Annotated in this window: 26 protein-coding genes; 12 read left to right on the top strand and 14 right to left on the bottom strand. The window is 61.4% G+C overall.

Annotation, left to right across the window (positions count from 1 at the left end):
- Nucleotides 1-68 precede the first annotated feature (68 nt).
- Nucleotides 69-1013: a carbohydrate kinase family protein gene (locus tag BM045_RS13665; RefSeq protein ID WP_170848504.1), complete on the bottom strand. Its 945-nt coding sequence runs from the start codon at nt 1011-1013 to the stop codon at nt 69-71.
- 218 nt (nt 1014-1231) lie between these two features.
- Here BM045_RS13665 and BM045_RS13660 point away from each other — a divergent pair, with 218 nt between their 5' ends.
- Nucleotides 1232-2338 (top strand): TRAP transporter substrate-binding protein, encoded by a 1107-nt coding sequence (locus BM045_RS13660; RefSeq protein WP_092184129.1) that lies wholly within the window; start codon nt 1232-1234, stop codon nt 2336-2338.
- A gap of 66 nt (nt 2339-2404) precedes the next feature.
- Here BM045_RS13660 and BM045_RS13655 read toward each other — a convergent pair whose 3' ends face one another.
- Together BM045_RS13655 and BM045_RS13650 are read right to left on the bottom strand one after the other, a co-directional pair.
- Nucleotides 2405-3889, bottom strand: coding sequence for a TRAP transporter large permease (locus BM045_RS13655; protein ID WP_092184127.1), 1485 nt, complete (start codon nt 3887-3889; stop codon nt 2405-2407).
- Nucleotides 3886-4491, bottom strand: coding sequence for a TRAP transporter small permease subunit (locus BM045_RS13650; RefSeq protein WP_092184125.1), 606 nt, complete (start codon nt 4489-4491; stop codon nt 3886-3888). Before BM045_RS13650 ends, BM045_RS13655 begins: the two co-directional genes overlap by 4 nt.
- A gap of 179 nt (nt 4492-4670) precedes the next feature.
- On the opposite strand from BM045_RS13650, the gene BM045_RS13645 reads away from it, so the two are divergent.
- Genes BM045_RS13645 through BM045_RS13635 form a run of 3 tightly spaced genes read left to right on the top strand, consistent with a single transcriptional unit; the run spans nt 4671 to nt 6390 of the window.
- Nucleotides 4671-5069: a COG4315 family predicted lipoprotein gene (locus BM045_RS13645; protein WP_092184123.1), complete on the top strand. Its 399-nt coding sequence runs from the start codon at nt 4671-4673 to the stop codon at nt 5067-5069.
- A gap of 14 nt (nt 5070-5083) precedes the next feature.
- Nucleotides 5084-5590, top strand: a complete 507-nt coding sequence (locus BM045_RS13640; protein ID WP_092184121.1) for a sigma-70 family RNA polymerase sigma factor — start codon at nt 5084-5086, stop codon at nt 5588-5590.
- Nucleotides 5587-6390 carry an anti-sigma factor family protein gene (locus BM045_RS13635; protein WP_092184119.1) on the top strand — a complete coding sequence of 268 codons (804 nt, stop codon included), beginning with the start codon at nt 5587-5589 and terminating at the stop codon, nt 6388-6390. The genes BM045_RS13640 and BM045_RS13635 overlap by 4 nt, the downstream gene beginning before the upstream one ends.
- A 3-nt stretch (nt 6391-6393) precedes the next feature.
- On the opposite strand, the gene BM045_RS13630 is transcribed toward BM045_RS13635, so the two are convergent.
- Entirely contained in the window at nt 6394-7575 is a 1182-nt protein-coding gene (locus BM045_RS13630) for an alpha-hydroxy acid oxidase (RefSeq protein WP_092184117.1), read from the bottom strand.
- Nucleotides 7576-8171: 596 nt separating this feature from the next.
- On the opposite strand from BM045_RS13630, the gene BM045_RS13625 reads away from it, so the two are divergent.
- Together BM045_RS13625 and BM045_RS13620 are read left to right on the top strand one after the other, a co-directional pair.
- Nucleotides 8172-9086, top strand: coding sequence for an SMP-30/gluconolactonase/LRE family protein (locus BM045_RS13625; protein WP_092184116.1), 915 nt, complete (start codon nt 8172-8174; stop codon nt 9084-9086).
- Nucleotides 9083-9715, top strand: a complete 633-nt coding sequence (locus tag BM045_RS13620) for a class I SAM-dependent methyltransferase (protein ID WP_244522997.1) — start codon at nt 9083-9085, stop codon at nt 9713-9715. Before BM045_RS13625 ends, BM045_RS13620 begins: the two co-directional genes overlap by 4 nt.
- A gap of 1 nt (nt 9716) precedes the next feature.
- Here BM045_RS13620 and BM045_RS13615 read toward each other — a convergent pair whose 3' ends face one another.
- Both BM045_RS13615 and BM045_RS13610 read right to left on the bottom strand, forming a co-directional pair.
- Nucleotides 9717-10049: a TfoX/Sxy family protein gene (locus BM045_RS13615; RefSeq protein WP_092184112.1), complete on the bottom strand. Its 333-nt coding sequence runs from the start codon at nt 10047-10049 to the stop codon at nt 9717-9719.
- Complete coding sequence (locus BM045_RS13610; RefSeq protein WP_092184229.1) at nt 10046-11584, bottom strand: UxaA family hydrolase; 1539 nt, start codon at nt 11582-11584, stop codon at nt 10046-10048. Before BM045_RS13610 ends, BM045_RS13615 begins: the two co-directional genes overlap by 4 nt.
- Before the next feature lie 125 nt (nt 11585-11709).
- Here BM045_RS13610 and BM045_RS13605 point away from each other — a divergent pair, with 125 nt between their 5' ends.
- The 3 genes from BM045_RS13605 to BM045_RS13595 are packed head-to-tail and all read left to right on the top strand — an operon-like array spanning nt 11710 to nt 13801.
- The gene (locus BM045_RS13605) at nt 11710-12459 is read left to right on the top strand and encodes a GntR family transcriptional regulator (RefSeq protein ID WP_092184110.1); all 750 of its coding nucleotides are present in this window, start codon (nt 11710-11712) and stop codon (nt 12457-12459) included.
- 20 nt (nt 12460-12479) lie between these two features.
- Nucleotides 12480-12911, top strand: coding sequence for an RbsD/FucU family protein (locus BM045_RS13600; protein WP_092184108.1), 432 nt, complete (start codon nt 12480-12482; stop codon nt 12909-12911).
- Between the two features lie 38 nt (nt 12912-12949).
- On the top strand, nt 12950-13801 hold the full coding sequence (locus tag BM045_RS13595; protein WP_092184106.1) for a fumarylacetoacetate hydrolase family protein: 852 nt from the start codon (nt 12950-12952) through the stop codon (nt 13799-13801).
- Between the two features lie 114 nt (nt 13802-13915).
- On the opposite strand, the gene BM045_RS13590 is transcribed toward BM045_RS13595, so the two are convergent.
- A complete protein-coding gene (locus tag BM045_RS13590; protein WP_210185022.1) occupies nt 13916-14302 on the bottom strand; it encodes a RidA family protein in 387 nt (128 codons plus the stop codon).
- Nucleotides 14303-14417: 115 nt separating this feature from the next.
- Between BM045_RS13590 and BM045_RS13585 the strand changes: the two genes are divergently transcribed.
- Together BM045_RS13585 and BM045_RS13580 are read left to right on the top strand one after the other, a co-directional pair.
- Nucleotides 14418-15119: a DedA family protein gene (locus BM045_RS13585; protein ID WP_170848503.1), complete on the top strand. Its 702-nt coding sequence runs from the start codon at nt 14418-14420 to the stop codon at nt 15117-15119.
- 10 nt (nt 15120-15129) lie between these two features.
- Nucleotides 15130-15426: a GNAT family N-acetyltransferase gene (locus tag BM045_RS13580; RefSeq protein ID WP_092184103.1), complete on the top strand. Its 297-nt coding sequence runs from the start codon at nt 15130-15132 to the stop codon at nt 15424-15426.
- Here the strand turns inward: BM045_RS13580 and BM045_RS13575 are convergent.
- The 3 genes from BM045_RS13575 to BM045_RS13565 all read right to left on the bottom strand — a co-directional run bounded on the left by BM045_RS13575 (nt 15423) and on the right by BM045_RS13565 (nt 17361).
- Nucleotides 15423-15629, bottom strand: coding sequence for a hypothetical protein (locus BM045_RS13575; RefSeq protein ID WP_092184101.1), 207 nt, complete (start codon nt 15627-15629; stop codon nt 15423-15425). The genes BM045_RS13580 and BM045_RS13575 overlap by 4 nt on opposite strands.
- Nucleotides 15629-16669: a DUF3298 domain-containing protein gene (locus BM045_RS13570; RefSeq protein WP_092184099.1), complete on the bottom strand. Its 1041-nt coding sequence runs from the start codon at nt 16667-16669 to the stop codon at nt 15629-15631. Before BM045_RS13570 ends, BM045_RS13575 begins: the two co-directional genes overlap by 1 nt.
- Before the next feature lie 89 nt (nt 16670-16758).
- Nucleotides 16759-17361 (bottom strand): alpha/beta hydrolase, encoded by a 603-nt coding sequence (locus BM045_RS13565; protein ID WP_092184097.1) that lies wholly within the window; start codon nt 17359-17361, stop codon nt 16759-16761.
- Between the two features lie 148 nt (nt 17362-17509).
- Here BM045_RS13565 and BM045_RS13560 point away from each other — a divergent pair, with 148 nt between their 5' ends.
- Complete coding sequence (locus BM045_RS13560) at nt 17510-18904, top strand: L-serine ammonia-lyase (RefSeq protein ID WP_092184095.1); 1395 nt, start codon at nt 17510-17512, stop codon at nt 18902-18904.
- Nucleotides 18905-19018: 114 nt separating this feature from the next.
- Here BM045_RS13560 and BM045_RS13555 read toward each other — a convergent pair whose 3' ends face one another.
- From BM045_RS13555 to BM045_RS13540, 4 genes are all read right to left on the bottom strand, one after another.
- Nucleotides 19019-19954: a GDP-L-fucose synthase gene (locus BM045_RS13555; protein ID WP_092184093.1), complete on the bottom strand. Its 936-nt coding sequence runs from the start codon at nt 19952-19954 to the stop codon at nt 19019-19021.
- Between the two features lie 51 nt (nt 19955-20005).
- Nucleotides 20006-21127, bottom strand: coding sequence for a GDP-mannose 4,6-dehydratase (gene gmd, locus BM045_RS13550; RefSeq protein WP_092184225.1), 1122 nt, complete (start codon nt 21125-21127; stop codon nt 20006-20008).
- 320 nt (nt 21128-21447) lie between these two features.
- Entirely contained in the window at nt 21448-22539 is a 1092-nt protein-coding gene (locus BM045_RS13545; RefSeq protein WP_139198791.1) for an acyltransferase family protein, read from the bottom strand.
- 153 nt (nt 22540-22692) lie between these two features.
- Nucleotides 22693-23694, bottom strand: coding sequence for an MraY family glycosyltransferase (locus BM045_RS13540; RefSeq protein ID WP_092184090.1), 1002 nt, complete (start codon nt 23692-23694; stop codon nt 22693-22695).
- Nucleotides 23695-23912: the final 218 nt, after the last annotated feature.

Raw genomic sequence — 23912 nt, 5'->3', positions numbered from 1 at the left:
TTCACACGATAGAGAGCAGACGCCGATCACACTGGCAACTAACGGAAATGTCAGCCGTACTGTCGGGATTATTTCCCGAGGACGGCATCGACCTCGGCGCGGGTCGGCGGCTGGCAGCCCTTGCGACCGCAGTTGATCCCCGCCACCACCGCGCCGAAGCGCAGCATGGCCTCGAGAGCCGGAACATCCAGCGTGCCCAATTGTCCGGGACGCAGCGCACCACGTTCCGACAGCGCGGTGAGCACGCCGGCCATCAGGCTGTCACCTGCACCGACCGTGTCGACGAAAACCGGCGGCGAATAGATCGGCGCCTGGGCACTCGCATTGCGCGTGAAGGCCAGCGAACCGGCTTCGCCGAGGGTGATGACCACCAATTCACAGTTGGGCCGGGCGAGCAGCTTGGCCGCATAGTCTTCAAGGCTAACGTCCGGCTCGAGCCAGTAATGATCCTCATCCGACAGCTTGATAACATGCGCCAGATCAAGCAGGCGCGACAGCTGGCTGCGATAGGTGGCCTCGTCCTCGACCAGCAGCGGCCGCACATTGATATCCATGGTGACCACAGCGCCGCCGGCAATGGCCTTTTCGGCAACTGCAAACCAGGCCGCAGCGTCGTCCGGCTCGATCGGCACGAAGCCGCCCAATTGCAGCACGGAAACGCCACCTGGCAGCGCAGCCAGCAGGCTTTCGCCGGTAAAGGCGCGCTCGGCGCCGCGCTCGAAGACGTAGCTGGCCTGCATCTTCTCATTGAAGGTGACGATGGCCTTGGTGGTCGGCGCGCCGACGCGCTCTTTGATCAGCACCTGAACACCGGCGTCGGCCAGGGGCGCCAGCAGCATGTCGCCAAAGGCGTCGGTGCTGATCGGGCACAGGAACCCGGTCGGATTTCCCAGCTTGGCCAGCGCGATGGCGCAGTTGAAGGGCGAACCACCGGCGATTGGTTGCCGTTCAGCCCCAGTGCCAGGCCCTGCAGGCACAAGATCAACCAGGCTTTCACCACCCACGACGAACATACAGCGCCCTCCCGGCAATATCGCCAGCCACATAGCATTTTTGGCGCCGCTGTCACCAGCGTCCTGCGCCTTTGCCCTCCCATTCGGCAGCAGAACCGCACTTCGTTAAGCCGCCCCAAGGACTTGCCATATTGGCCGACTTTACTCGGCTTTTGTGCCGTGTATTGTCGGTGGTGACCGGAACGGGAGGGTGACGGTCGCAACAGGGAGGACTTCAGTTGGATCGTCGCAAGTTTTTCACCAAGGCCAGCGCTGTCGGCGCCGGCGCCGTTGCTGCCACGACCGGCCTGGCCATGCCGGCCATTGCCCAAAGCCAGCCCAAGGTGGCCTGGCGACTGGCCAGCTCGTTCCCGCCGGGTCTCGATACCATTTATGGCGGCGGCGAAACGCTGGCCAACTATGTCAGCGAAGCCTCGGACGGCAATTTCACCATCGACGTCTTCGCCGCCGGTGAACTGGTGCCGGCCTTCGAAGTGGTCGACCCGGTGTCCGAAGGCACTATCGAAATGGCCCATACCGTGGGCTATTATTTCTCCGGCAAGGATGTCGCCTGGGCGGCCATGGCCGCCATTCCCTTCTCGCTCAATGCCCGCGGCATGAGCGCCTGGTACTATTATGGCGGCGGCCTCGACATCACCAATGCCTTCCTCGCCGACTACAATATCGTCGGCTTCCCCTGCGGCAATACCGCGGCGCAGATGGGTGGCTGGTTCCGCAAGGAAATCAACACCGTTGCCGACCTGCAGGGCCTCAAGATGCGCCTCGGCTTTGCCGGCACCATCCTGACCAAGCTCGGCGTCATTCCCCAGACCCTGCCCGGCGGCGAGATCTACAATGCCCTGGAAAAGGGCACGATCGACGCCGCCGAATGGGTCGGCCCCTATGACGACGAAAAGCTCGGCTTCCAGAAGGTCGCGCCCTATTACTACTATCCCGGCTGGTGGGAAGGTGGCCCGACCGTGCATGCCCTGGTCAACAAGGCCAAGTTCGAGGAATTGCCGCCCGCTTACCAGAGCCTGCTCAAGACCGCCTGCCAGGCAACCAGTGCCGACATGCTGGCCAAGTATGACTATGTGAACCCGACCGCCATCAAGAAGCTGGTGGCAGCCGGCGCGCAATTGCGTCCGTTCAGTCCGGAAATCATGGAGGCCAGCTTCGAGGCCGCCAATGAAACCTATACCGAACTCTCGGCCTCCAGCCCGCATTTCAAGGCCATCTGGGATTCCATTACTGCCTTCCGCAAGGACCACTACCTGTGGAACCAGATTGCCGAACTGAACTACGACGCCTTCATGCAGAACCAGCAGCGCGCCAACAAGCTCTGACATCTATCGAGTGTAGCTGATGCGGAAACCCCGGGGATAAACCCCGGGGTTTTTGTTTGCCCGCCGTCAGAAGGCCGGCGGCGGCGGGGTGGTGAAGCTCGGCGCGGGTGGCGTGCCGAAGCTCGGTGGCGGCGGTGCGGTAAAGCCGGGTGTCGTTACCTCGCCGCCGCTCGAGGGCAGAACGATCTGGATGGTGTCGAGATCGACTTCGGTGGGGGCTTCTAGGAAGAAGGTCACCAGCTGCGGGAAGGCGATCAACAGGCCAACGAGGATCAGTTGCAGCACCAGCCAGGGAATGGCGCCCATATAGATGTCGGTGGTCTTGACCTTGTCGCGCGGCACAATGCCCCGCAAGTAGAACAGCGCGAAGCCGAAAGGCGGATGCATGAAGCTGGTCTGCATATTGGCGCAGATCATCACGCCGAACCACACGAGGTTAATGCCCATGCTTTCGGCCACCGGCGCCAAAAGCGGGATGACGATGAAGGCGATCTCGAAGAAATCGAGGAAGAAGGCCAGCACGAAAACGAAGATGTTGACGAAGATCAGGAAGCCGACCACCCCGCCCGGCAGATTGGACAGCAGTTCCTCGATCCAGTGACCACCGCCAACGCCCTGGAACACCAGGGTAAAGACGCGGGCCCCAAGCAGGATGAACACCACCATGGCGGTGAGGCGCATGGTGGAAACCATGCCGCCCCAGGTGACGGCCCAGCTCAGCCGCCCATTCATCCAGGCCAGCAGCAGTGCCCCGACCACGCCCATGGCGCCGGCTTCGGTTGGCGTAACGAGGCCCAAAAGAATCGTACCGAGCACGATGAAGATCAGCGCCAGCGACGGGACGGTGCCGCGGATGATGGTCTTCCACAGTGGCCAGCCCTTGAGCGTGCGCGCCTCGGGCGGCAGTGCCGGCACATCCTGCGGGCGGATGATCGAGAGGATGAACACCCAGCCCATGAACAAGAGGACCTGGACGATCGAGGCGCCGGTGGCGCCGATATACATTTCGCCGGGCGAGCGCTGCAGCTGGTCAGCCAATACGATCAGCACCAGCGAGGGCGGGATCAGCTGGGTGATGGTGCCCGAGGCAGCGATGACGCCAGTGGCATGGCGGACATTATAGCCATAGCGCATCATAACCGGCAGCGAGATCAGCCCCATGGCGATGACCGAGGCGGCGACCGTGCCGGTGATGGCGCCCAGAATGGCGCCGACGATGATCACCGCATAGGAGAGGCCACCGCGCACCCCGCCGAACAATTGCCCGAAGCCTTCCAAGAGATCTTCGGCCAAGCCACTCTTTTCAAGGATCACGCCCATCAGGGTGAAGAAGGGAATGGCCAGCAGCAGCTCGTTACTGAGCACGCCATAAAGTTGGTAGGTCAGATTGCCGAGGAATTGCGGCGCGATCAGCCCGAGCTCAATGGCAGCAAGGCCACCGAACAGACCCACTGCAGCCAGTGAAAAGGCCGCCGGGTAGCCGATGAGCAGGAACAGCACCAGGCCGCCAAACAGGATCGGCGCCATGTTGTCGCGAATAAGATCAATCATTGCGCCGGTTTCTCATAGGCAAATTCGCGGACATAAGTCGTGGTTAGCGCCAGGATGCATTTGATGATCTCGGCAATGGCCTGGAGGCCCAGCACGGCAAAGCCGACCGGCAGCATCAGCCGTACCGGCCAGCGCGGCAGGCCACCGGCTGCATTGGAATAGATGTTTTGCGTCCAGGCCTGCATGAACCAGGGCCAGGTAAAATAGATCAGCAGGATGCAGAGCGGCAAAAGGAAGAATAGCCCGCCGAGCAAGTCGATCCAGGTGCGGGTGCGCTCGCTGACCGCGCCATAGATGAGATCGACGCGCACATGCTCGTTCATCTTGAGCGTCCATGCGCCGCCCAGCATGACCATGCCGCCGAACATGTACCAGACGGACTCGGAGAGCACGTTGGAATAGTGGGTATAGATATAGACCATGCCGCCGAACACGCCGCCGCCGATAGAGCGCTCCAGCGAAATCATCGCGGCGACGGAATAGCGGAACAGGGCGTTGAAAGCGCTGACCAGCGCCGAGAACAGCACCAGCCAGACGGCCACGAGACCAATCCTCCGGCTGATCTCGTCAATCACGCGCGTTATGCGCAAGGCAATCGACACCTCCGACCCTCCCCGTCGTTTGCATCTGCTTACTTCATGGCACGTCATCGGATTTTTGCAAATCAAGGAATGCGCCTGTTCCCAGTCTAGCTTTGTTTGAGCAGGCGGGGATTATTTTGCAATTGGGAGTGTTGATCTGCTGAGGGCCGCGTCGTCGACCCGCAACAGGAGGAAGACCCATGCAGTTTCGTTCGCTTCTCGCCGGTGCCGCCGCACTGGCATTTCTGGCCGCTCCCGCTTTCGCCGAGGACTACCTCGGCGGCACCATCAAGACCGTCGATATCGGCGGTCAGCAGGTGTTCACCGATGCCAATGGCATGACGCTCTACACCTTCGACAAGGACACCAAGGGCGACGGCAAGAGCGTCTGCAATGGCGACTGCGCCGTCAAATGGCCGCCGCTGATGGCCGCTGCCGACGCCAAGGATGACGGCGAATTCACCGTCGTGACCCGCGACGACGGCACCAAGATGTGGGCACATGAAGGCTGGCCGCTGTATTACTGGTACGAAGACGTCGCCGCCGGTGACATCAAGGGTGACGGCGTCGGCGGTGTCTGGCATCTTGCGGTAGACTGACCTTCAGGCACCCCGTGGACCAATTCCTCGATCAGGTCGAAGCTTGCGTACCAGCTCTCCGGCGTTATGCCCGGGCGCTGACGCGCAATGTCGATCTGGCCGATGATCTGGTGCAGGACTGCCTCGAACGCGCCATCGCCAAGCGCGGATTGTTCCGGCCTACCGGTCCGGTCCGCGCCTGGCTCTTCGCCATCCTGCTCAACCTGCATCGCAACGCCCTGCGCTCGTCGCGGCGGCGGGGCGAACAGGTCGATATCGATTCCCTGCCCGAATTTTCCACCCCGGCCGCCCAGCCGGGCCATATTGCCCTGGCGGAACTGGCCCGCGCCATTGAAACCCTCCCTAGTGAACAAAAGGAAGCCCTGCTGCTCGTGACACTTGAAGGTATACCCTATGCCGAGGCAGCGGGGATAACGGGCGTACCGATTGGCACGCTGATGAGCCGGCTGGGCCGGGCCCGCGCTGCCCTGCGTATTGCCACCGGCATACCGGCCGAACCGCATCTGAGGACCGTCAAATGACGCAGATCACCCGCGACATGTTGATGGCCTATGCCGACGGCCACCTGCCCGAGAGCGAGCACGCCGCCATGGACGCGCATCTGGCTGCCAATCCGGAGGCCGCCGCCGAAGTGGCGTTGATCCAGCGGCAGAGCGATGCCATCCGGATCCTGTTTGCGCCAGCGGGCGGCGAACCGGTGCCGGCACGCCTCAGGCCGCGCCGTCTGGCTGCCGAACTTGCCCACCGTCGCAATCGCGGCTGGGGCTTGGCTGCGGCGGCCGTGGTGCTCGTCGGGCTGGGCCTCGGCGCCGGCTGGTTTGCCCGGCCGCTGTTCGAAGCCAGGCCTGCCAGCGCCACGCTGATCGCCGATGCGGTCAATGCCCATGCCGTCTATGTCGCCGAAAACCGCCATGCGGTGGAGGTCGGCAGCGATGACAGCGAGCATTTGAGCAATTGGCTGTCCAACCGGCTCGATACCAGACTGGGCATGCCCAATCTCGACGCCGAAGGCTTTACCCTGGTCGGCGGGCGCCTGCTGCCCGGTGCGCCCGATGCCGGCGGGCGTGCCGCGCAATTGATGTATGAAAACCCCGACAAGCAGCGCGTCACCATCTATGTCACCGCCGCCCTGCCCGATCGCGCCGCGGCCTATGAATTCACCTCCCAGGACGGCGCCGAAGCTTTCTATTGGGCCAATGCGCGCATCACCTGCACCGTGGTCGGCACCCTGCCCGAGGCGCAGATGAAGGCGGTCGCGGGGGCTGTCTATTCCCAGCTGACCGAGGGCGATGTTAGCACCGGCCGGCCGTACAGGGGATAAATCCTATTTCAGCAGCGGCGCGTTCCGCGGCGGGATGTCGTTGGAATAGATATTGTGCAGGCCGACATTGAGGATGTCGCGTTCGCCGCATAGCGCCATAGTGGTGTCGAGTTCCTTGCGGATGATATCGAGCACGCGGGTGACGCCGGCCTCGCCACCGGCGCCCAGGCCATAGAGCATCGGCCGACCGATGAAGGTACCCTTGGCGCCATAGGCAAGCGCCTTGATGACGTCCTGGCCGGAGCGGATGCCAGAATCGAGATAGACCTCGGTCTTGTTGCCGACGCGGTCGACGATTTCGGGCAGCACGCGAATGGTCGAGGGCGCGCCATCGAGCTGGCGACCACCATGGTTGGACACGACGATCGCATCGGCGCCATTGTCCACCGCGGCCTGCGCATCATCGGGATCGAGCACGCCCTTGACGATCACCGGACCACCGAAGCGCTCCTTGATCCATTTGACGTCGGCCCAGTTGAGGGTCGGGTCGAACTGGCTGGCCGTCCATTGTGACAGCGAGGCCAGGTCATGGTCGCCCGAGACATGGCCGACGATATTGCGGAAAGTGTGGCGCTTGGTGCCCAGCATGCGGGCGCACCACAGCGGGTGCTGCATCATCTGCCAGATGGAATAGGCATTGAACTTGGGCGGGGTGGAGAGGCCGTTGTGGATGTCCTTGTGGCGCTGGCCGAGGATCTGCAGGTCCATGGTCAACACCAGCGCCGAACATTTCGCCGCCTTGGCGCGATCGATCAGGCGATTGATGAAATCGCGGTCGCGCATGACATAGAGCTGGAACCAGAAGGGCGCCGTGGTGTTTTCGGCAATGTCTTCGATGGAACAGACGGCCATGGTCGAAAGCGCGAAGGGAATGCCGTATTTTTCGGCCGCCTTGGCCGCCTTGATCTCGCCATCGGCCACCTGCATGCCGCCGGTCGCCGCCGGGGCGATGGCCACCGGCATGGTGATCTGCTTGCCCAGCATCTCGGTCTTGAGATTGCGGCCCTCAAGGTTGACCGCGACCTTCTGCTTAAGCTTGATCTTGTTGAAATCGCTCTCGTTGTCGCGATAGGTGCCCTCGGTATAGGAGCCGCTGTCGGCATATTCGAAGAACATTTTCGGCACCGAGCGGCGCGCCTTGGTCTTCATTTCATCGACGGTGAGGATCTTGTCGAGCGCGGCCATGCCTGGAACTCCGAGAATTTCTCCTGCCCTAGCAACTAACATGTTAGTCGTCAATGCGACGTGCGAAAGCGCCGCCTGGATGCGGGTGTCTGCCATTCGAGCACAGCTCTCATGGCCTTCTTGCTTTGAAAGGCTCCACCGGAGCCTTTCATCTGCTCCGCAGACCAGCTGCGAAGAGGCGGATCCCGAGACGGCTTTCGCCTCTTGAGATTTGAATAGTGAGACGATCGCCGCCTCGGGACGTCCGGTTTTATGAACCGCGTCAGGCGGCCGGTACATCCTTGCATACCGACAGGCCCGGGCGTGAACCCACGGCGACTGTCATTGTCCCGTGCCCGGCCCACTCCCGCCACTGTCGCCTGCAGGCCGCCGATGCGGGGTGGATGAGGAGAGTATGCGCGCAGGTTGAGGGGGCGGGGATAAAGGGGATAGATTTTGTCGTGATGTTGCAGTCGACACGAGCCATTCGAGCATAGCCCTCATGGCCTTCTCGCCTAAAATCGCTCCACAGGAGCGATTTTGCCCTGCGGGCCGGTTCGAAGCTTGCCACCGCCCGGCCCTTCCCCTCAAATGCCAGCAAGACCGGGAGGAACGGCATGGCTGGTGGCGGCGACGCGATCGAGATTATCGACAAGAGATTCAATGCGCTGATCAGCGCGGAGGCGCGGCTCGAGGTGCTGTATGATCAGTGCCTGTGGGCCGAGGGGCCGGTGTGGTTCGGCGACACCAATGTGCTGGTGTGGAGCGACATTCCCAACAATCGCATGCTGCAATATGTGCCCGGATTGGGCGTCACGCCGTTCCGCACGCCGTCCAATTTCGTCAATGGCAATGCGCGCGATCGCCAGGGGCGGCTGGTGTCCTGCTCGCATGGCGCGCGCGCCGTGTTGCGCACCGAATGGGACGGCACGGTGACCACGCTGGTCGATCGCCATCGGGGCAAGAGGCTCAATTCTCCCAATGATGTGGTGGTGAAATCCGATGGCAGCATCTGGTTCACCGATCCGCCCTACGGCATCCTCAGCGACTATGAAGGCTATAAGGCCGACCAGGAGCAGGACGGCTGCTATGTCTATCGCTTCGATCCGGCAGATGGTTCGCTGAGCGTCGTGGCCGATGAATTCGCCAAGCCCAATGGGCTGGCCTTTTCGGCCGATGAGTCGATCCTCTATGTGTCCGATACCGGACAGAGCCATGATCCGAACTGGCCGGCGCAGATTCGAAAATTCGACGTCAGCGGATCGCGGCTGACGAATCCTTCCGTGTTTGTCGATGTGGACTCCGGCCTGTCGGACGGCTTCCGACTCGATAGCGCCGGCAATGTGTGGAGCAGCGCCGGGCTGGGCGTAAATGTCTATGATCCCAAAGGCACTTTGCTCGGCCGCGTCAAGACCGGGGCCAAGACCTCCAATGTCACATTTGGCGGGCCAGATCGCAGCCGGCTGTTCATCACCTGCAGCGAGTATCTGATGAGCGTGGACGTGAAGGCCGTCGGATTGCAGCGTCCTTGAGCCGGGATGCGACGGCATTCATCGGGGACAATCTGAAGCTCGAGCCGGTGCCGTCGCTGCCGGGCGTGGTGCTCTACACGGCCCATCCCGGCAGCCGGCTGTCGCGGCTGGTGACCCCGGATGATGCGGCGCCGTATTGGGCCTATCAATGGGCCGGCGGGCTGGCTCTGGCGCAGCATATTCGGGCGCAACCGCAGCTGGTTGCCGGCAAGCGCGTGCTTGATCTGGGGGCTGGGTCCGGCCTTGTGGGGATTGTCGCAGCGCAGGCGGGCGCCATGGCCAGCGCGGCGGAGATCGATGCCAATGGGCAGGCGGCGATAGCGCTCAATGCTGCGGCAAATGGGGTGGCTCTGCCACTGGTGGCGGTGGATATCGCGGGGGATGCGCCGACCGGCCTCGACATGATCCTGGGCGGCGATGTGTTCTATCTGGCCGAGGTGGCGCAGCGCATGTTGCCGTTTCTGCAGCGTTGCGTGACGGCTGGAATGGACGTGTTGATCGGCGATCCTGGGCGGCGGGATCTGCCGATAAATCGGCTGAGCGCAGTGGCGAGCTATGCGGTCGGCGATGTGGGGGATGCGCGGACCACCACGGAGCGGGTCGGCACGGTCTATCGGCTGCTGGCCTGAGCTATTTTGCCTTCGACTTTTTCGGCTTGGGCGCGGGCAGGTCATCGGCCGTGGCCTTGACCAGGCCAGCCAGCCAGTCGGCGTCGTCCCAGTGCTCACCGTCGATCAGGAAATACAGTTTCGAACCCGGATATGCTTCGGCCTCTGTCACTTCGCCGAGATAGGCGCGGCCGGCTTCGGTGGGTTTGATGAACAGCTTGTCGTCGGCCATGAAAGCCATAACCTTGCCGTCACAATAGAGGCCATATTCGCCGAACATTTTCTTGGCCGTCATCGTGCCGGCGCCGGCGCTCTGTTCGAGGATATAGTCGACCGTGGACTGCTGGGTGCTCACATCACCGCTCCGACCTGCCAGGGGACAAACTCATTGTCGCCATACCCCAGTTCCTCGGATTTGGTTCGCTTGCCCGAGGCAATATCGAGCAGCATGTCGAAGATCTGCTGGCCCTTGTCCTCGATGGAAACGCCCTCGACGATATCGCCGCAATTGATGTCCATGTCGTCCGTCATGCGGGCATACATTTCCGAATTGGTGGCCAGCTTCATCGACGGCACCGGCTTGCAGCCATAGGCTGAGCCGCGCCCGGTGGTAAAGGCGAGGACATTGGCGCCGCCGGCCACCTGCCCCGTGGCCGAGACCGGATCGAAGCCGGGCGTATCCATGAAGACAAAGCCTTTTTCGGTGACTTGCTCGGCATATTCATAGACGGCGGTGAGCGGCGTGGTGCCGCCCTTGGCCGTCGCGCCGAGCGATTTTTCGAGAATCGTCGTCAGCCCGCCCAGCTTGTTGCCGGGGGACGGGTTGTTGTTCATCTCGCCGCCATTGCGGGAGGTATAATCCTCCCACCAGTGGATGCGCTCGATCAGTTTTTCGCCGACTTCGCGCGACACGGCGCGGCGGGTCAGCAGGTGTTCGGCGCCATAGACTTCCGGCGTCTCGCTGAGAATGGCCGTGCCGCCATGCTTGACCAGAATATCGACCGCGACACCCAGGGCAGGATTAGCGGTAATGCCGGAATAACCGTCGGAGCCACCGCATTGCAGCGCCAGGGTCAGTTCGGAGGCTTCCACCGTCTCGCGCCGCGCCCGGTCGGCAATCGGCAGCATTTCCTTGATGCGCTCGACACCCCAGTCGATCATCTTTTTGGTGCCGCCGATCTCCTGGATCGTCATGGTCTGGAAAGTGTCGGTTTCGCTGAGCTGGTAGCTTTCCTTCATCTTGTCGATCTGGAAGGCCTCGCAGCCGAGACCGACCAGAAGCGCCGCGCCGAGATTGGGATTAGCGGTATAGCCCCATTGGGTGCGGCGGAAAATCTGGTAGCCCTCGCCCTGCATATCCATGGCGCAGCCGGTGCCATGCACGAAGGGAATGACGCCGTCGATATTGGGATAGTCGTCGAGAATGCCGGAGCGATTGATCGCCTCGGCCATGAATTTGGCAACGGTGGCCGAGCAGTTTACCGAGGTCAGGATGCCGACATAATTGCGGGTGCCGACCTTGCCATTGGCGCGGCGAAAGCCCTCGAAGGTCGCGCGCTGGCCGGGCGGGATCATCTGCGGCGCGATGGCGCCCTCGGCAAAGGCATAGTCATGCTCCAGCGTGCCGTCGCCAGCGCCCATGCCGCAATTGTGCTCATGGATCCAGTCGCCAACGGGAATGGCCACCTTGGCAAAGCCGATGATCTGGCCGAACTTGATGACCGCGGCGCCAGGGGCGATGGCGCTGGTGGCAAACTTGTGCCCGCGCGGCACGCGGCGGATGATGGTTATGCCCTGCGGCGTCACCGTGCCGACATCGAGATTGGCCAGGGCCACACCAATATTGTCGGATGAATTGAGCACCAGCGTGGTGGGCCGGGGGCGGGTCATGGTCTCGGACATAGCAGGCACTTTCGCAGGAGGTCTCAACTTCGCTTTACGCCAACCTGCTTTGCCGCCAGAGTGCGGTCGTAGCGGTCCTTGTAAGGCACCTTGCTTCTAACTAACATGTTAGCATGAACAACCATACAAGTTCCTACGGATTTTTGACCAGACCCGCGACGCTGACCCGCGGCAGCGTGACGGCTGACGTCACCGATTCGATCCGTACGGCCATCGTGACGCTGGCACTGCCGCCCGGCAGCATGATCGACAAGACGGAAATCTGCGCCGAACTGGGCGTCTCGCGCTTTCCGGTCAGCGAAGCGCTGGCCCGGCTGCAGATCGAGGGCCTGGTGGATATCGCGCCGCAGCGCGGTTCCACGGTCTCGCTGGTGCGCATTGCCGACGTCCGCGAATATATGCTGATCCGCAAGGGGCTCGAATCGGAAGCACTGCGCGTCCTGATCGGCAGCCACGATCAGAGCCTGATCGAGGCGCTGCATGCCAATATGGCCGCGCAGCGCGCTGCGGCCGAAGGCGACGATGCCGAGGCCTTCCATCATATCGACATCGCGTTTCATGACATCATCTATCGCTCGCTCGGCTTTTCCCGGATCAAGACCATTATCGATTCGGCCCGCGCCAATCTCGACCGGGCGCGACGGCTGATCATCACCCCGCGCCGGCTGGCTTTGACCATTGCCGAGCACCAGGCGATCTTTGACGGCATTCTCGCGGCAGATGCAGCGCAGGCGTCGAAAGCCATGCGCGCTCATATCGATGCGGTGATGGTCGAGCTCTTCGCCTTCGCCCGCGAACACCCGGAGGTCTTTGCCGATGGCGAGACGCTGGGCAGCGACAGCGACAGTTTTCCCTTCGGTTAGATTGGTCTGAGGAGGACCCAATGCTCAAGAATATTCCGCCGATTCTCGGCCCCGACCTGCTCGGCATTTTGCGCGCCATGGGCCATGGCGACGAGATCGCGCTGGTCGATGCCAATTACCCAGCCGACGCGGCCGGACCGGCGCTGGTGCGGCTCGATGGCATCAGCGTGACCGACGTGCTCGACGCCGTGCTGACGCTGATGCCGCTCGACGATTTTGTCGAGGAAGCGGCGATCTGCATGCAGGTGGTCGGCAATGCCGGCCAGCGCGAGCCGGTGATGGACGAGATGGATACGATCATCCAGCGCCACGAATCCAAGATGGGCCTGAGCTCGATGGAGCGCTTTGCCTTCTACGAGCGCGTCTCCAAGGGCTATGCGATTGTCCAGACCGGCGAGCGCCGGCTCTATGGCAATGTGCTGCTGAAAAAGGGCGTCATCCGCCCCAACTGAGCTGTCGCCGCGATATTGAATTTAGGGAGAATCGATCAATGAAACTGTTGCGCGTGGGCGCCAAGGGCGCGGAAAAGCCCGCCATCCTGGCCGAAGACGGCTCGATCCGTGACCTGAGCGGCATTGTCGGCGACATCGGCGGCGAGACGCTGACGCCGGAAGGCCTGGCAAAGATCCGTGCCGTGGATATCGGCGTGCTGCCCAAGCTCGATGCCAATGACCGCATCGGCCCCTGCGTCGGCCAGGTCGGCAAATTCATCTGCATAGGCCTCAACTATGCCGACCACGCCGCCGAAACTGGCGCCGCTATCCCGGCCGAGCCGATCATCTTCATGAAGGCCACCAGCGCCATCATCGGCCCCAATGACGATGTGATCATTCCCAAGAATGCCATCAAGCCGGATTGGGAAGTCGAGCTCGGCGTGGTGATCGGCAAGGAGGCGCGCTACGTCGACGAGGCCGACGCCATGGATCATGTCGCCGGCTATTGCGTGATCAATGACGTCTCGGAGCGCCATTTCCAGACCGAGCGCGGTGGCACCTGGGACAAGGGCAAGGGCAGCGACACCTTCGGGCCGATCGGCCCCTGGCTGGTGACGCGCGACGAGGTCGCCGATCCGCAGCAGCTCGGCCTCTGGCTAGAGGTCGATGGCCATCGCTATCAGAACGGCTCGACCAAGACGATGATCTTCGGCGTGGCCCATGTGGTCAGCTATGTCAGCCAGTTCATGAGCCTGCAGCCCGGCGACATCATCTCCACCGGCACCCCGCCAGGCGTCGGCATGGGCATCAAGCCGGAACCGGTGTGGCTCAAGCCCGGCAATGTGATGCGCCTCGGCATCGAGGGACTGGGCGAACAGCAGCAGACTGTGAAGGCGTATAGCGCGTAAGGCGCAACCAGCAACAAAACGTCACCCTCGGGCCTCACCCGAGGGGAATATACTTGTGTCAGGTTCAGAAAATGAAACGCCCTCGGGTCAAGCCCGAGGGTGACAGCCGATGGTTTACGGCCGCCGCGCCACCAGATCGATTTCCACCAGTGCGCCCACTGCCAGGGCAGTCACGCCTACTGTGGTCCGCGCCGGAAGCTTGCCTGCTTCAAAGAATGTGGGCCACAGGGCGTTGAGCGCAGCATAGTCCCGCTCGAACTGAGTGAGATAGATGCGCGCCATGGTGACATGTTCGAGCCCGAGCCCGATGCCCCCGAGGACAACCTTCAGGTTTTCCACCACGCGACGGGTCTGCGCCTCGACGCCCTCGGGCAGCGGCGCGTCGGGAGCGGCCGGATCGGTCGGCATCTGGCCGGTCACGAAAACCCAGCCATCGGCCTCGACTGCATGGGAAAACGGCGCCACCGGGCGCGGCCCCGAAGCGATCATGTGATGCAGCAATTGGCTCATTAAACACTCCTTCGCGATAGTGCTTGAGCGTCAACCGCGGGACAGTCATAAAGTCAATGTCTGCATGCGCCATAATCGCGTATCGGCGCTGAAAGAAACATCCCGTATGTTCGACATCTTCCATACCGTCTCAGCCTATCTCGAGGCCTTTCTCGATGCGATTTCCGGCAATTTCTGGCTGACCTTCTGGTTCATCTTTGCCGTGGCGATCGGCGAGGCGGTGTTCATCCTCGGGCTCTTCGTGCCATCGACCCCGGTGCTGCTGATGGCCGGCGGCATCATCGCCGAAGGCCGCCTGCCCTTCTGGGAAGTGTATTTTGCCGCGGTGATCGGCGCCATTATCGGCGACGCCATCTCCTATACGATCGGCCACTTCCTCAAGGATTCGATCAAGGAAATCTGGCCGTTCCGCAATCATCGCGACCTGATCGCCCGCGGCGAAACATTTTTCGCCAAGCATGGCGGCAAGGCCGTGTTCATCGGCCGTTTCATTCCAGGCGTGAAGGCCGTGATCCCCGGCGTCGCCGGCATCATGGGCATGCGCTACAGCCACTTCACCATCATCAACGTGACCTCGGCCTTCGTCTGGGCGGCGGCGCATATCCTGCCCGGCATGCTGCTGACCGGCTGGCTGAAATCCATGGGCCTGTCGCTCGAACTGGTCATCGTCGTGGGAACCTTGATCCTCACGGCGCTGTTTCTGGCTCTGCACTACTACCGCCGCATCCTGCTGTTCTTCGCACCCTGGCTGGGCGGTTTCGGTCGCTCGATCCAGGCCCGCTGGGCCACCGAAGACTCAACGCATTGAGGATTTCGTCATGAGTGAAGCCGAACTGATCGCCCAGCGCGAAGACGGCCCGACCCGCGGCCGCTATGTCATCCACCTGGCACCGGGCTTCGAGGCCGAAATGACCTTCCGCAAGGCCGGCGATGGCACGATCACCATAGACCACACCGGCGTGCCGCCCGAATATGAAGGCCGCGGCATTGCCGCCAAGCTGGTCAACAAGGCTGTAGCCGACGCGCGCGAACAGGGCTTCAAGATCACCCCCGTTTGCTCCTATGTGGTGGCGCAGTTCCGCCGCCATCCCGAATGGGCCGACCTGCGGGCCTAGCGACCCGACGCACTGCGCTGGCGGAAAAGCTCGGTTAGCCTTGCCAGCGCCACCAGGTGCACATTTTCCGGCGTCTTGGGCTCCTTGAGGCAGGTCACCTCAGTCACCACGGTAAAGACGCAACCATTGCGGTTGCCTGAGGCGGTGAACTCCAGCCGTCGCTTGTCGGGTCGATAGCGCGATGAGGTGACCTTGAACTGCATCAGAAGCCGAAGCGCACGCTCTCCTGGGTCTCTGCCTTGATGGCGTCGAGCCTGTCCCACGGGATAGTAATGGTCGGCGCCCCATAGGCATAAGCTGCAACATCATAGGGCTGGAACTGGATGACGAGACCATAATCGTCATTGAGGTCCCAACGGGTCGGATCGACTACCATCTCGGTGATATCGCCGGGCGCTTCGACAATCAGCCACTCCTTGTGCTGCGCCTGCAACTGGTCCCAGGCGGCATCGACCAGCGTATCGGCCCAACCGTCTCCGGAAAAGATGTCGTCGGCGATCACTTCGCGCTCTTCCGGCACATAGTAATGCAGGTAGTTGATGGTATAATTGCCATGCGCGGCGCCGTGGCCATACCAATAGGTCGTGGCTGTCAGGGTGATGCGATTGGCGCCAGCCACTTCCTTGAGCGTCACATCAACGCTGGTATCGGCACTGCTGTCATCGTCACCGCCCGCCTCGGCATCAGCAGCACCACCGGTGAAGGCCTCTACCCGCCTGGCGATATAGCCATTGAAACTCTCGGCCAGCGGATCGTCGCTGTCGAGCAGCGGATAGTTCAGCTCATGGGTGGCCAGCTTCCAGTAGGATTCGGGATTGTCGACCTCATTGGGATCAGGCTGGGCGCTATAGGCGCCTTGGGTGATGAACCGATGGCCACCCAGCATGCGGCTTTGCTCGAGCGCCGTGCTGCGGGTGTTGAACAGGCTGACGAGGCACTCACCGCCGGCCTCATCATAGCTGCCCGATGCCAGCAGTTCGGCGTCGTCCGTGCAGGCCCGCTGGGCAAAATCGAGCCAGTCGCGCTGGCCGGCACGCATCAAGGCCGCGCCTTGCTTGCTCAGTCCGCCGGTAGAGGTGGCAAAGCTCTTGGCCAGGCGCTCGTCGGCCAGCGACAGATCCGGAACCGCGCAGATTGCCTGCTCGAAAGGCGTTACCGCCTTGGCGCAGTCAAAGCTGGCAGCGCTGGTTGGCAGCGCGCCAAGCGCCAGGAGCACGACGGGACCGGCAAGTCGGAGCAGCATGGATCAACCCTTGTGGTATTGACCCAAGGCTGGCAGGCGGGTGCCACGGCGTCAACCGCTCCCGGCTTACCCTGCGATCACGACAGCTTTTACAGCGCGGCGAGGAAAGCCTGCGTTTCACCCAGCTCTTCCGGACGCAGCTCATGTCCGCCAGCATGCCAAACCAGCTTCGATGCGGCGCCATTGCCGGCGAAATAATCGGCCAGCGCCTGCGTTGCGGCGGCGGGCGCGATCGGATCGCGCTGGCCGGCGGTGATCAGCACTGCCGTGCCCGAGAGATCGACCAGCGGTGGCGTGAAGGGGATCAGCGGGTGCATCAGCACCGTGGCGTCGAACAGGTCAGGCGCCGCAAACTGTACGGCGGCCAGGATATTGGCGCCGTTGGAATAGCCGAGGCCAATCACCTTGGACGGCTGGCTTTCCGCCTTGAGGGCGGTGACGAAATCCACCATCTGCGCGGTGCGCAGGCGCAGGTCGTCCATGTCATAGACGCCCTCGGCCGTGCGGCGAAAATAGCGCAGCGCTCCGCCTTCGCTGACATCGCCGCGCGGCGCAATGATCCGGGCACCGGGCAACAGCTGGCCGGCCAGCTCGAAGAACTGGTTCTCGTCGCCACCCGTGCCGTGGAACACGAAAAACAGTGGCGCCGTTACATCGGCGCCCTCGGCTTCGCGATAGTGATAGTCGGCCATTCTGGTCTCCCGCAGTCTGTTGACCGATATATCGACCCCGCCGAAACGGCGGGCAACCATCCGGCACCGCCACGCACTGTTGCCGTTTGCGGAACAATGCGCCAGCCGTGTCGGTTGCCGTTACGCAGCATTCATGCATCAATGCCGCATGTTCCTTTCGATTTTCGACGTGTTCAAGATCGGCATCGGTCCCTCGAGCTCCCACACCATGGGCCCGATGAGTGCCGCGAAACGCTTCCTCGACGAGCTGCAAACCGGCGACTGGCCGCGTGCCAAGAATGCCAGGCCGGCGGCGCTGACGGCAACCCTCCACGGTTCTTTGGCCTACACCGGCCTCGGCCATGGCAGCGGCAGGGCGGTGATCCTGGGGCTCTGCGGGCAGGATCCCAAGACGGTCGATCCGGATGCCATGGATCTCATCATTGTTGCGGTGGAAGCCAATGGGCTGGTGCAGCCGCCCGGCCATGGCGCCTATCGCTTCCGGCCGGCGGTCGACCTGGTGTTCGACAAGCGCAACGCCCTGCCCGGCCATCCCAATGGGCTGCAATTTGCCGCTTACGACACCGATGGCCAGCTGCTGCTGCGTCGCGCCTATTATTCCATCGGCGGCGGCTTTGTGGTCAGCGCCGAAGAGCTCAAAGCGCTCAAGCATGCTTCACCCGCTCAGGCCGACGTGCCCTATCCCTTTGCCCATGCCAAAGACATGCTGGCCATGGCCGCCCGCTCGGGCCTCTCCATCGCCGGCATGAAGCGGGCCAATGAGGAGGCAACGCGCAGCCGCGTGGCGCTGGATCGCGGTATCGACGAAATCTGGGGCGTGATGGACGCCTGCATCGAGCGCGGCGTGGCCCAGGACGGGGTGATGCCGGGCGGGCTCAACGTCAGGCGCCGCGCCCGCAACATCTTCCATCAGCTCGACGCGCAATGGCAGCGCAACGAATTGACCCCGCTGATGGCCAATGACTGGCTGAGCCTTTACGCCATGGCGGTCAACGAGGAGAACGCCGGCGGCGGCCGCGTCGTCACCGCGCCGACCAATGGCGCCGCCGGAGTGATCCCCGCCGTGATACGCTTCTATCTCAAGTTCAACGCTGCCGCCGGCCCCCAGGCAATCCGCGACTATCTGCTCACCGCCGCAGCGATCGGCGGCATCATCAAGCACAATGCCTCGATCTCGGGCGCCGAAGTCGGCTGCCAGGGCGAAGTCGGCTCCGCTTCGGCCATGGCCGCCGCCGGCCTTTGCGCCATCATGGGCGGCACCCCCGAGCAGGTCGAAAACGCTGCCGAAATCGCCCTGGAACACCACCTCGGTATGACCTGCGACCCAGTCGCGGGCCTGGTCCAGATCCCTTGCATCGAACGCAATGCGTTTGGGGCGGTGAAGGCCGTCACGGCGGCATCATTGGCGCTCAAAGGCGACGGAAGCCATGCGGTGCCGCTGGATGCCTGTATCGAAACGATGCGGCAGACGGGATTGGATATGAGCGAGAGGTATAAGGAGACGAGCCTGGCAGGGTTGGCGGTGAATGTGGTGGCGTGTTGAGAGGGAGGGTGGGAACTGGCGTTATTGAGCGTTTGGGCGAATAAAGTCGCCAGGCTCCGATATCGACTTGCCTAGAAACCCAGTCGCAGCCTTGGTATGGCTTGCCCGCAGTGGCTATCGGTGATGTTCAAGGAACCACTGATACGTTTCGGTGATGCCCTCTTCAAGGGCGACCCTCGGCTTCCAACCCATGCCGCGCAGCTTATCTGCGCTCATCAACTTGCGTGGTGTGCCGTCCGGCTTGGACAGATCGTGCACGATCTCGCCGGTAAAGCCGACGACGTCGCAGACGATCTGGGTCAGTTCGAGAATGGTTACATCTTCGCCGGAACCGACATTGACATGCTCGTGGCCGGAGTAATTCTTGAGCAGGAACACTAGCGCATCGGCGCAGTCATCGGCATGCAGGAACTCGCGGCGCGGTGTGCCGGTGCCCCAGACCGTGATCGATGAAGCGCCACTCACCTTGGCCTCATGCGCCTTGCGAATGATCGCTGGCATGACATGGCTTGAGGTCAGGTCGAAGTTGTCGCCTGGGCCATAGAGATTGGTCGGCATGGCGCTGATGTAGTCGCGGCCATACTGCTTGCGGTAGGCTTGGGCCAGCTTGATGCCGGCGATCTTGGCGATGGCGTACCACTCGTTCGTCGGTTCGAGGGATCCGGTGAGGAGGCTGTCCTCAGTAATCGGCTGGTCGGCATACTTAGGGTAGATGCAGGACGAGCCGAGAAAGAGGAATTTCTCGACGTCATTGGCATGAGCCGCCCCGACGATGTTCGCCTCGATCATCAGGTTGTCGTAGAGGAATTCCGCTGGGCGCGTGTCATTGGCCAGGATACCGCCGACCTTGGCCGCCGCCATGACGATCGCGTCCGGCTTGGCATCGCCGAGAAAGGCTTCCACCTCCGCCTGGCGCATCAGGTCCACGACATCACGGCCAGCGGTGATGACTTCACAGCCCTCGCCAGCCAGGCGCCGCACCACGGCGCCGCCGACCATGCCACGATGGCCGGCAACCCAGACGCGCTTTCCATTCAGGTCATAAGTCATGCTGTCGTCTCGAACTCGCGGAACCGGATAGGGCTTGTGGCGAGCTACCCGTCAGCCTTCGAAGCTGACGGGAAGGTCTAAGCCATGCGACTTGAGCAGGGCAAAGCGGCGGGCCGCCTTGTGGTCGGCGGCGACCATTTCCTTGCACATTTCCTGCGCGGTGATTTCGGGCACCCAGCCGAGCTTTTGCTTGGCCTTGCTCGGATCGCCGAGCAGGGTTTCCACTTCGGCAGGACGGAAGTATTTCGGGTCGATGCGGACGATGATATCGCCGACCTTGATGTTGGGCGCGAGATCGCCCTCAATCCTCGCGACCGTGCCAACCTCATCCACGCCCGAACCCGAAAACTCAATGGTGACGCCAAGCTCTGCGGCCGACCAGGAGATGAACTCGCGCACGGAATACTGCACACCAGTCGCGATGACGAAATCGTCGGCGACCTCCTGCTGCAGCATCATCCACTGCATACGGACATAGTCCTTTGCGTGGCCCCAGTCGCGCAGGGAGTCGATATTGCCCATGTAAAGGCAGGATTCGAGACCCAGGGCGATGTTGGACAGCCCGCGGGTGATCTTGCGCGTCACGAAGGTTTCGCCGCGGCGCGGGCTCTCATGGTTGAACAGGATACCGTTACAGGCATACATCCCATAGGCTTCGCGATAGTTCACCGTGATCCAATAGGCATAAAGTTTTGCGACGGCATAGGGCGACCGGGGATGGAAAGGCGTGGTTTCCTTCTGGGGCGTTTCTTGCACCAGGCCGTAAAGCTCGGAGGTGGATGCCTGATAGAAGCGCGTTTTCTTCTCAAGACCAAGGAAACGGATGGCTTCGAGTAGTCGTAGAGCACCGGTGCCGTCAACGTCAGCGGTGTATTCAGGGGCCTCGAAGGACACAGCCACATGCGACTGGGCGCCGAGGTTGTAGACCTCGTCCGGCTCGATATCGCGGATCAGGCGGGTCAGATTCGAGGTATCTGACAGATCGCCGTAATGCAGCTTCATCTGCGCATTGCCGACATGCTGGTCCTGATACAGGTGGTCGATACGCTGGGTATTGAACAGCGAAGCCCGGCGCTTGATGCCGTGCACTTCATAGCCCTTTTCCAGCAGAAGCTCGGTCAGGTACGAACCATCCTGTCCGGTGATCCCTGTAATCAGCGCCTTTTTTGTCATCATCATCCTGAGAAAATCATACTGAACGAGCGCTCTTGTTACAGTTAAACCGGTCAAAGGAAAACCCGACACCCAAGATCGAACGTTCCATCGAACTCAGGACCGATCCGCTGAGCTACAAAAATTTACGTCTCTTGCTGGCGGCGGTTGCCTCACCAGACCTCAGCGACACTACAGACCGGGCCGGACAGAAGCGAAAGTTGCAAGGCGACGGGTTGGCAGTGTGTTGGCGTGCTGAGCCGGCTCGGCAGCTGCGATACGCGAATGAATTGCCAAACGCCCGCAGTCGGCGGCCACTGGTTAGTCGATCTGAATGCCAGCTAGAGAGCTGTAGCCCTTGGCGCGCGACCGGGTTGAGACCTCTCGATCCATGTTTTGGCCGAAAGCTTTTCACCAAAGAAAATCAACGCGGTCCAACGGCTCACTCGAAGCGCAGTCGACACTAGCAACGACGAAACCAGCGGCCCCAGCACAGGCGGCCAAACCACCAAGAAGTAAAAATGGAGGGCGTATATATCAAGGGAATGCCGGCCTATTAGCGTAAGTGCTGACAGCGGGAGACGAGGCAGATTATTTGTCGCGAAGCGCGCAATACCTAGCATGGCAAGACTTCCGCTCAATGCGACTATGATGCCAAACGCCCTGGTGAAGTGCGCCGACAGTGGGACGCCAATTAAAAAGTCAGGGGGTCCGAGTCTATGCCACGCCGGCGCCAAGGCCATAAAAATTAGCGCCGCAACAAGCGGAACAGACGCTGGCATTCTGCCCTTGGTAAGGTGGGCGAAGATCAGCCCAGCGTAGAAATTTGGAAAATGGACCTTCGCTAGTCCCGCAGCTTCGAGTGGTACCATTTTCAATGCAAGATAACCTAATATCCCACAGCCAATCATCATCGCCAACTGCGTGCCCCCGCCAGCAAATCCGCAGCGATGTGCAACCGTCGTACTAAAGCGCACGAGCAAGCCGACCAGATAGAGAAAGATCGTGATCTCAAACAGTGCGATTAGAAACCAAAGTCCCTCGTCAGGGCGCTTTACCAGGACGGTTAAGCGATCTACAAACGTACCATCTCGACTATAGCCCAAGAAAATGTAGGCAACCAAAGCCCACACAAAGTAGGGCAGCACCAATCGCCGTGCTTTTGCAAAAACATCCTGAAGTACGCCTCTCTGGAAGTCCAAGGTCGATCCTGAAAGCGTAAATTTGATAAACCAAGGCGCGGTCACCATTCCAGAAATAAAGAAGAAAAATGGCATGTGGAAAGAGTATATCAACCTAAATGCCAAATTAGCATCAAAGTCAGTCACCCCAGCCTGAATATTGTGCCCCATGATTACGAGCAGGATCGCAAGACCCTTCGCACAGTCCAAAAAGACGTCACGCGGTCGCGAATTATTTGATTCACTACTCAAATTGACGCCTCACTTCGATACATCGTGTATGTCTTAGTCCTGCAACGCCCTCGACAACAGACTATATTGAATTAATTATCTAATACATTGGCACTATTGATCGAGTTATGTCGAACCAAATCATGTCGGGCAGCGGCCGCTATGGATATAAGTTTAGTCCACACCGACGGCTGTTACAAAGATCAGCAGCGGCAGAAAGGCTACTGCAACAAACAGCCATTCCAGATTTGGCCACTGGATGGCGGAAAACGCCAATGGCATAGCCCAGAGTAAGGTAGTCACAGCGTAAGCGATAGTCACCGATCTGTGGCCGAGACGACGAGACAGCTTTTGATAGGCATGGCTGCGATGAGCCGACCACGGCCGTTCTCCCTGCAGGATGCGCCGCACGACCGTAACGGTAGCGTCGCTGATGAAGACTGATGCCAGTGCCAACGCGCCGGCATAGCTGATCACGCCGCTCTCGATCATGGTCAGCATCACGGCAAGCATGATGAACGACAGAAAATTAGACCCGGCGTCGCCCATGAAAATGCGCGCCGGTGGCCAGTTGAGCAAGAGAAAGCCCGCAGTGGCCGCGAGGGTAACGGCCGCAAGGATCCACATTGGTTCGGACAACGCCCGGCTGTCAGACCAGAGCCACAGCCCCATGGCGCCGGCAAGGATCAGCAGGGCCTGACTGCCGGCCAGGCCATCGATCCCATCCATAAAGTTGAAAAGATTGATCCACCAGACGCCGGCCACCACCAGGACCACGCCGAGCGCCGGTCCGGCCAGTTGAAAGCCAAGCGGCAGCGGCACCCCCGGCACGTCCGATACCCAAATAGCGATAGCGATGATCGCGATCTGCACGATGAAGCGCAACGCGGCGCTGAGGTCGAAGGCATCGTCGGAAAAGCCAAGTGCTGCGATGGCGGCGCCTAACAGCAACCAGAGCCAGTACAGCGGCATTAGAACCATAAGAATTATGCCACAGGCAACGACCGCTATGGCAATTGCCAGCCCGCCACCGGAGGGCGTTGGTTTGATGTGGGAGGAACGTCCATTTGGAACCTGAACCAGGCGCAGTCGCGGAGCGAGGCGAATGAGCAGATGTGTCCCGGTCAAACTGATCATGAAGGCAAAGGCAACCATCAAAGCAACGATCATGCTCATGCCCCTCTCCAACTGTGAGCCGCTTGTGTCACCGCCGCGCCACAGGCGTCAAGCATGACGCCACGCTCCACAGGCTTCCGGTCAATCCAGTGTTTTCAAGTTGCGCTGTGCAGCGTAAGTCTGTCTACCAACCCCTGGGCGTCTCAAACCCAACCAAAGAGACGACCATTTTAGCTTTTTTGAACGGCGTCGCCGTCAGGCGACAGCAGCAATCATCA

The organism is Devosia sp. YR412, from assembly GCF_900110945.1.
GTDB lineage: Bacteria > Pseudomonadota > Alphaproteobacteria > Rhizobiales > Devosiaceae > Devosia.
Note: the sequence above shows the minus strand (reverse complement) of the source record. Positions and strands in the feature narration are given on the sequence as shown.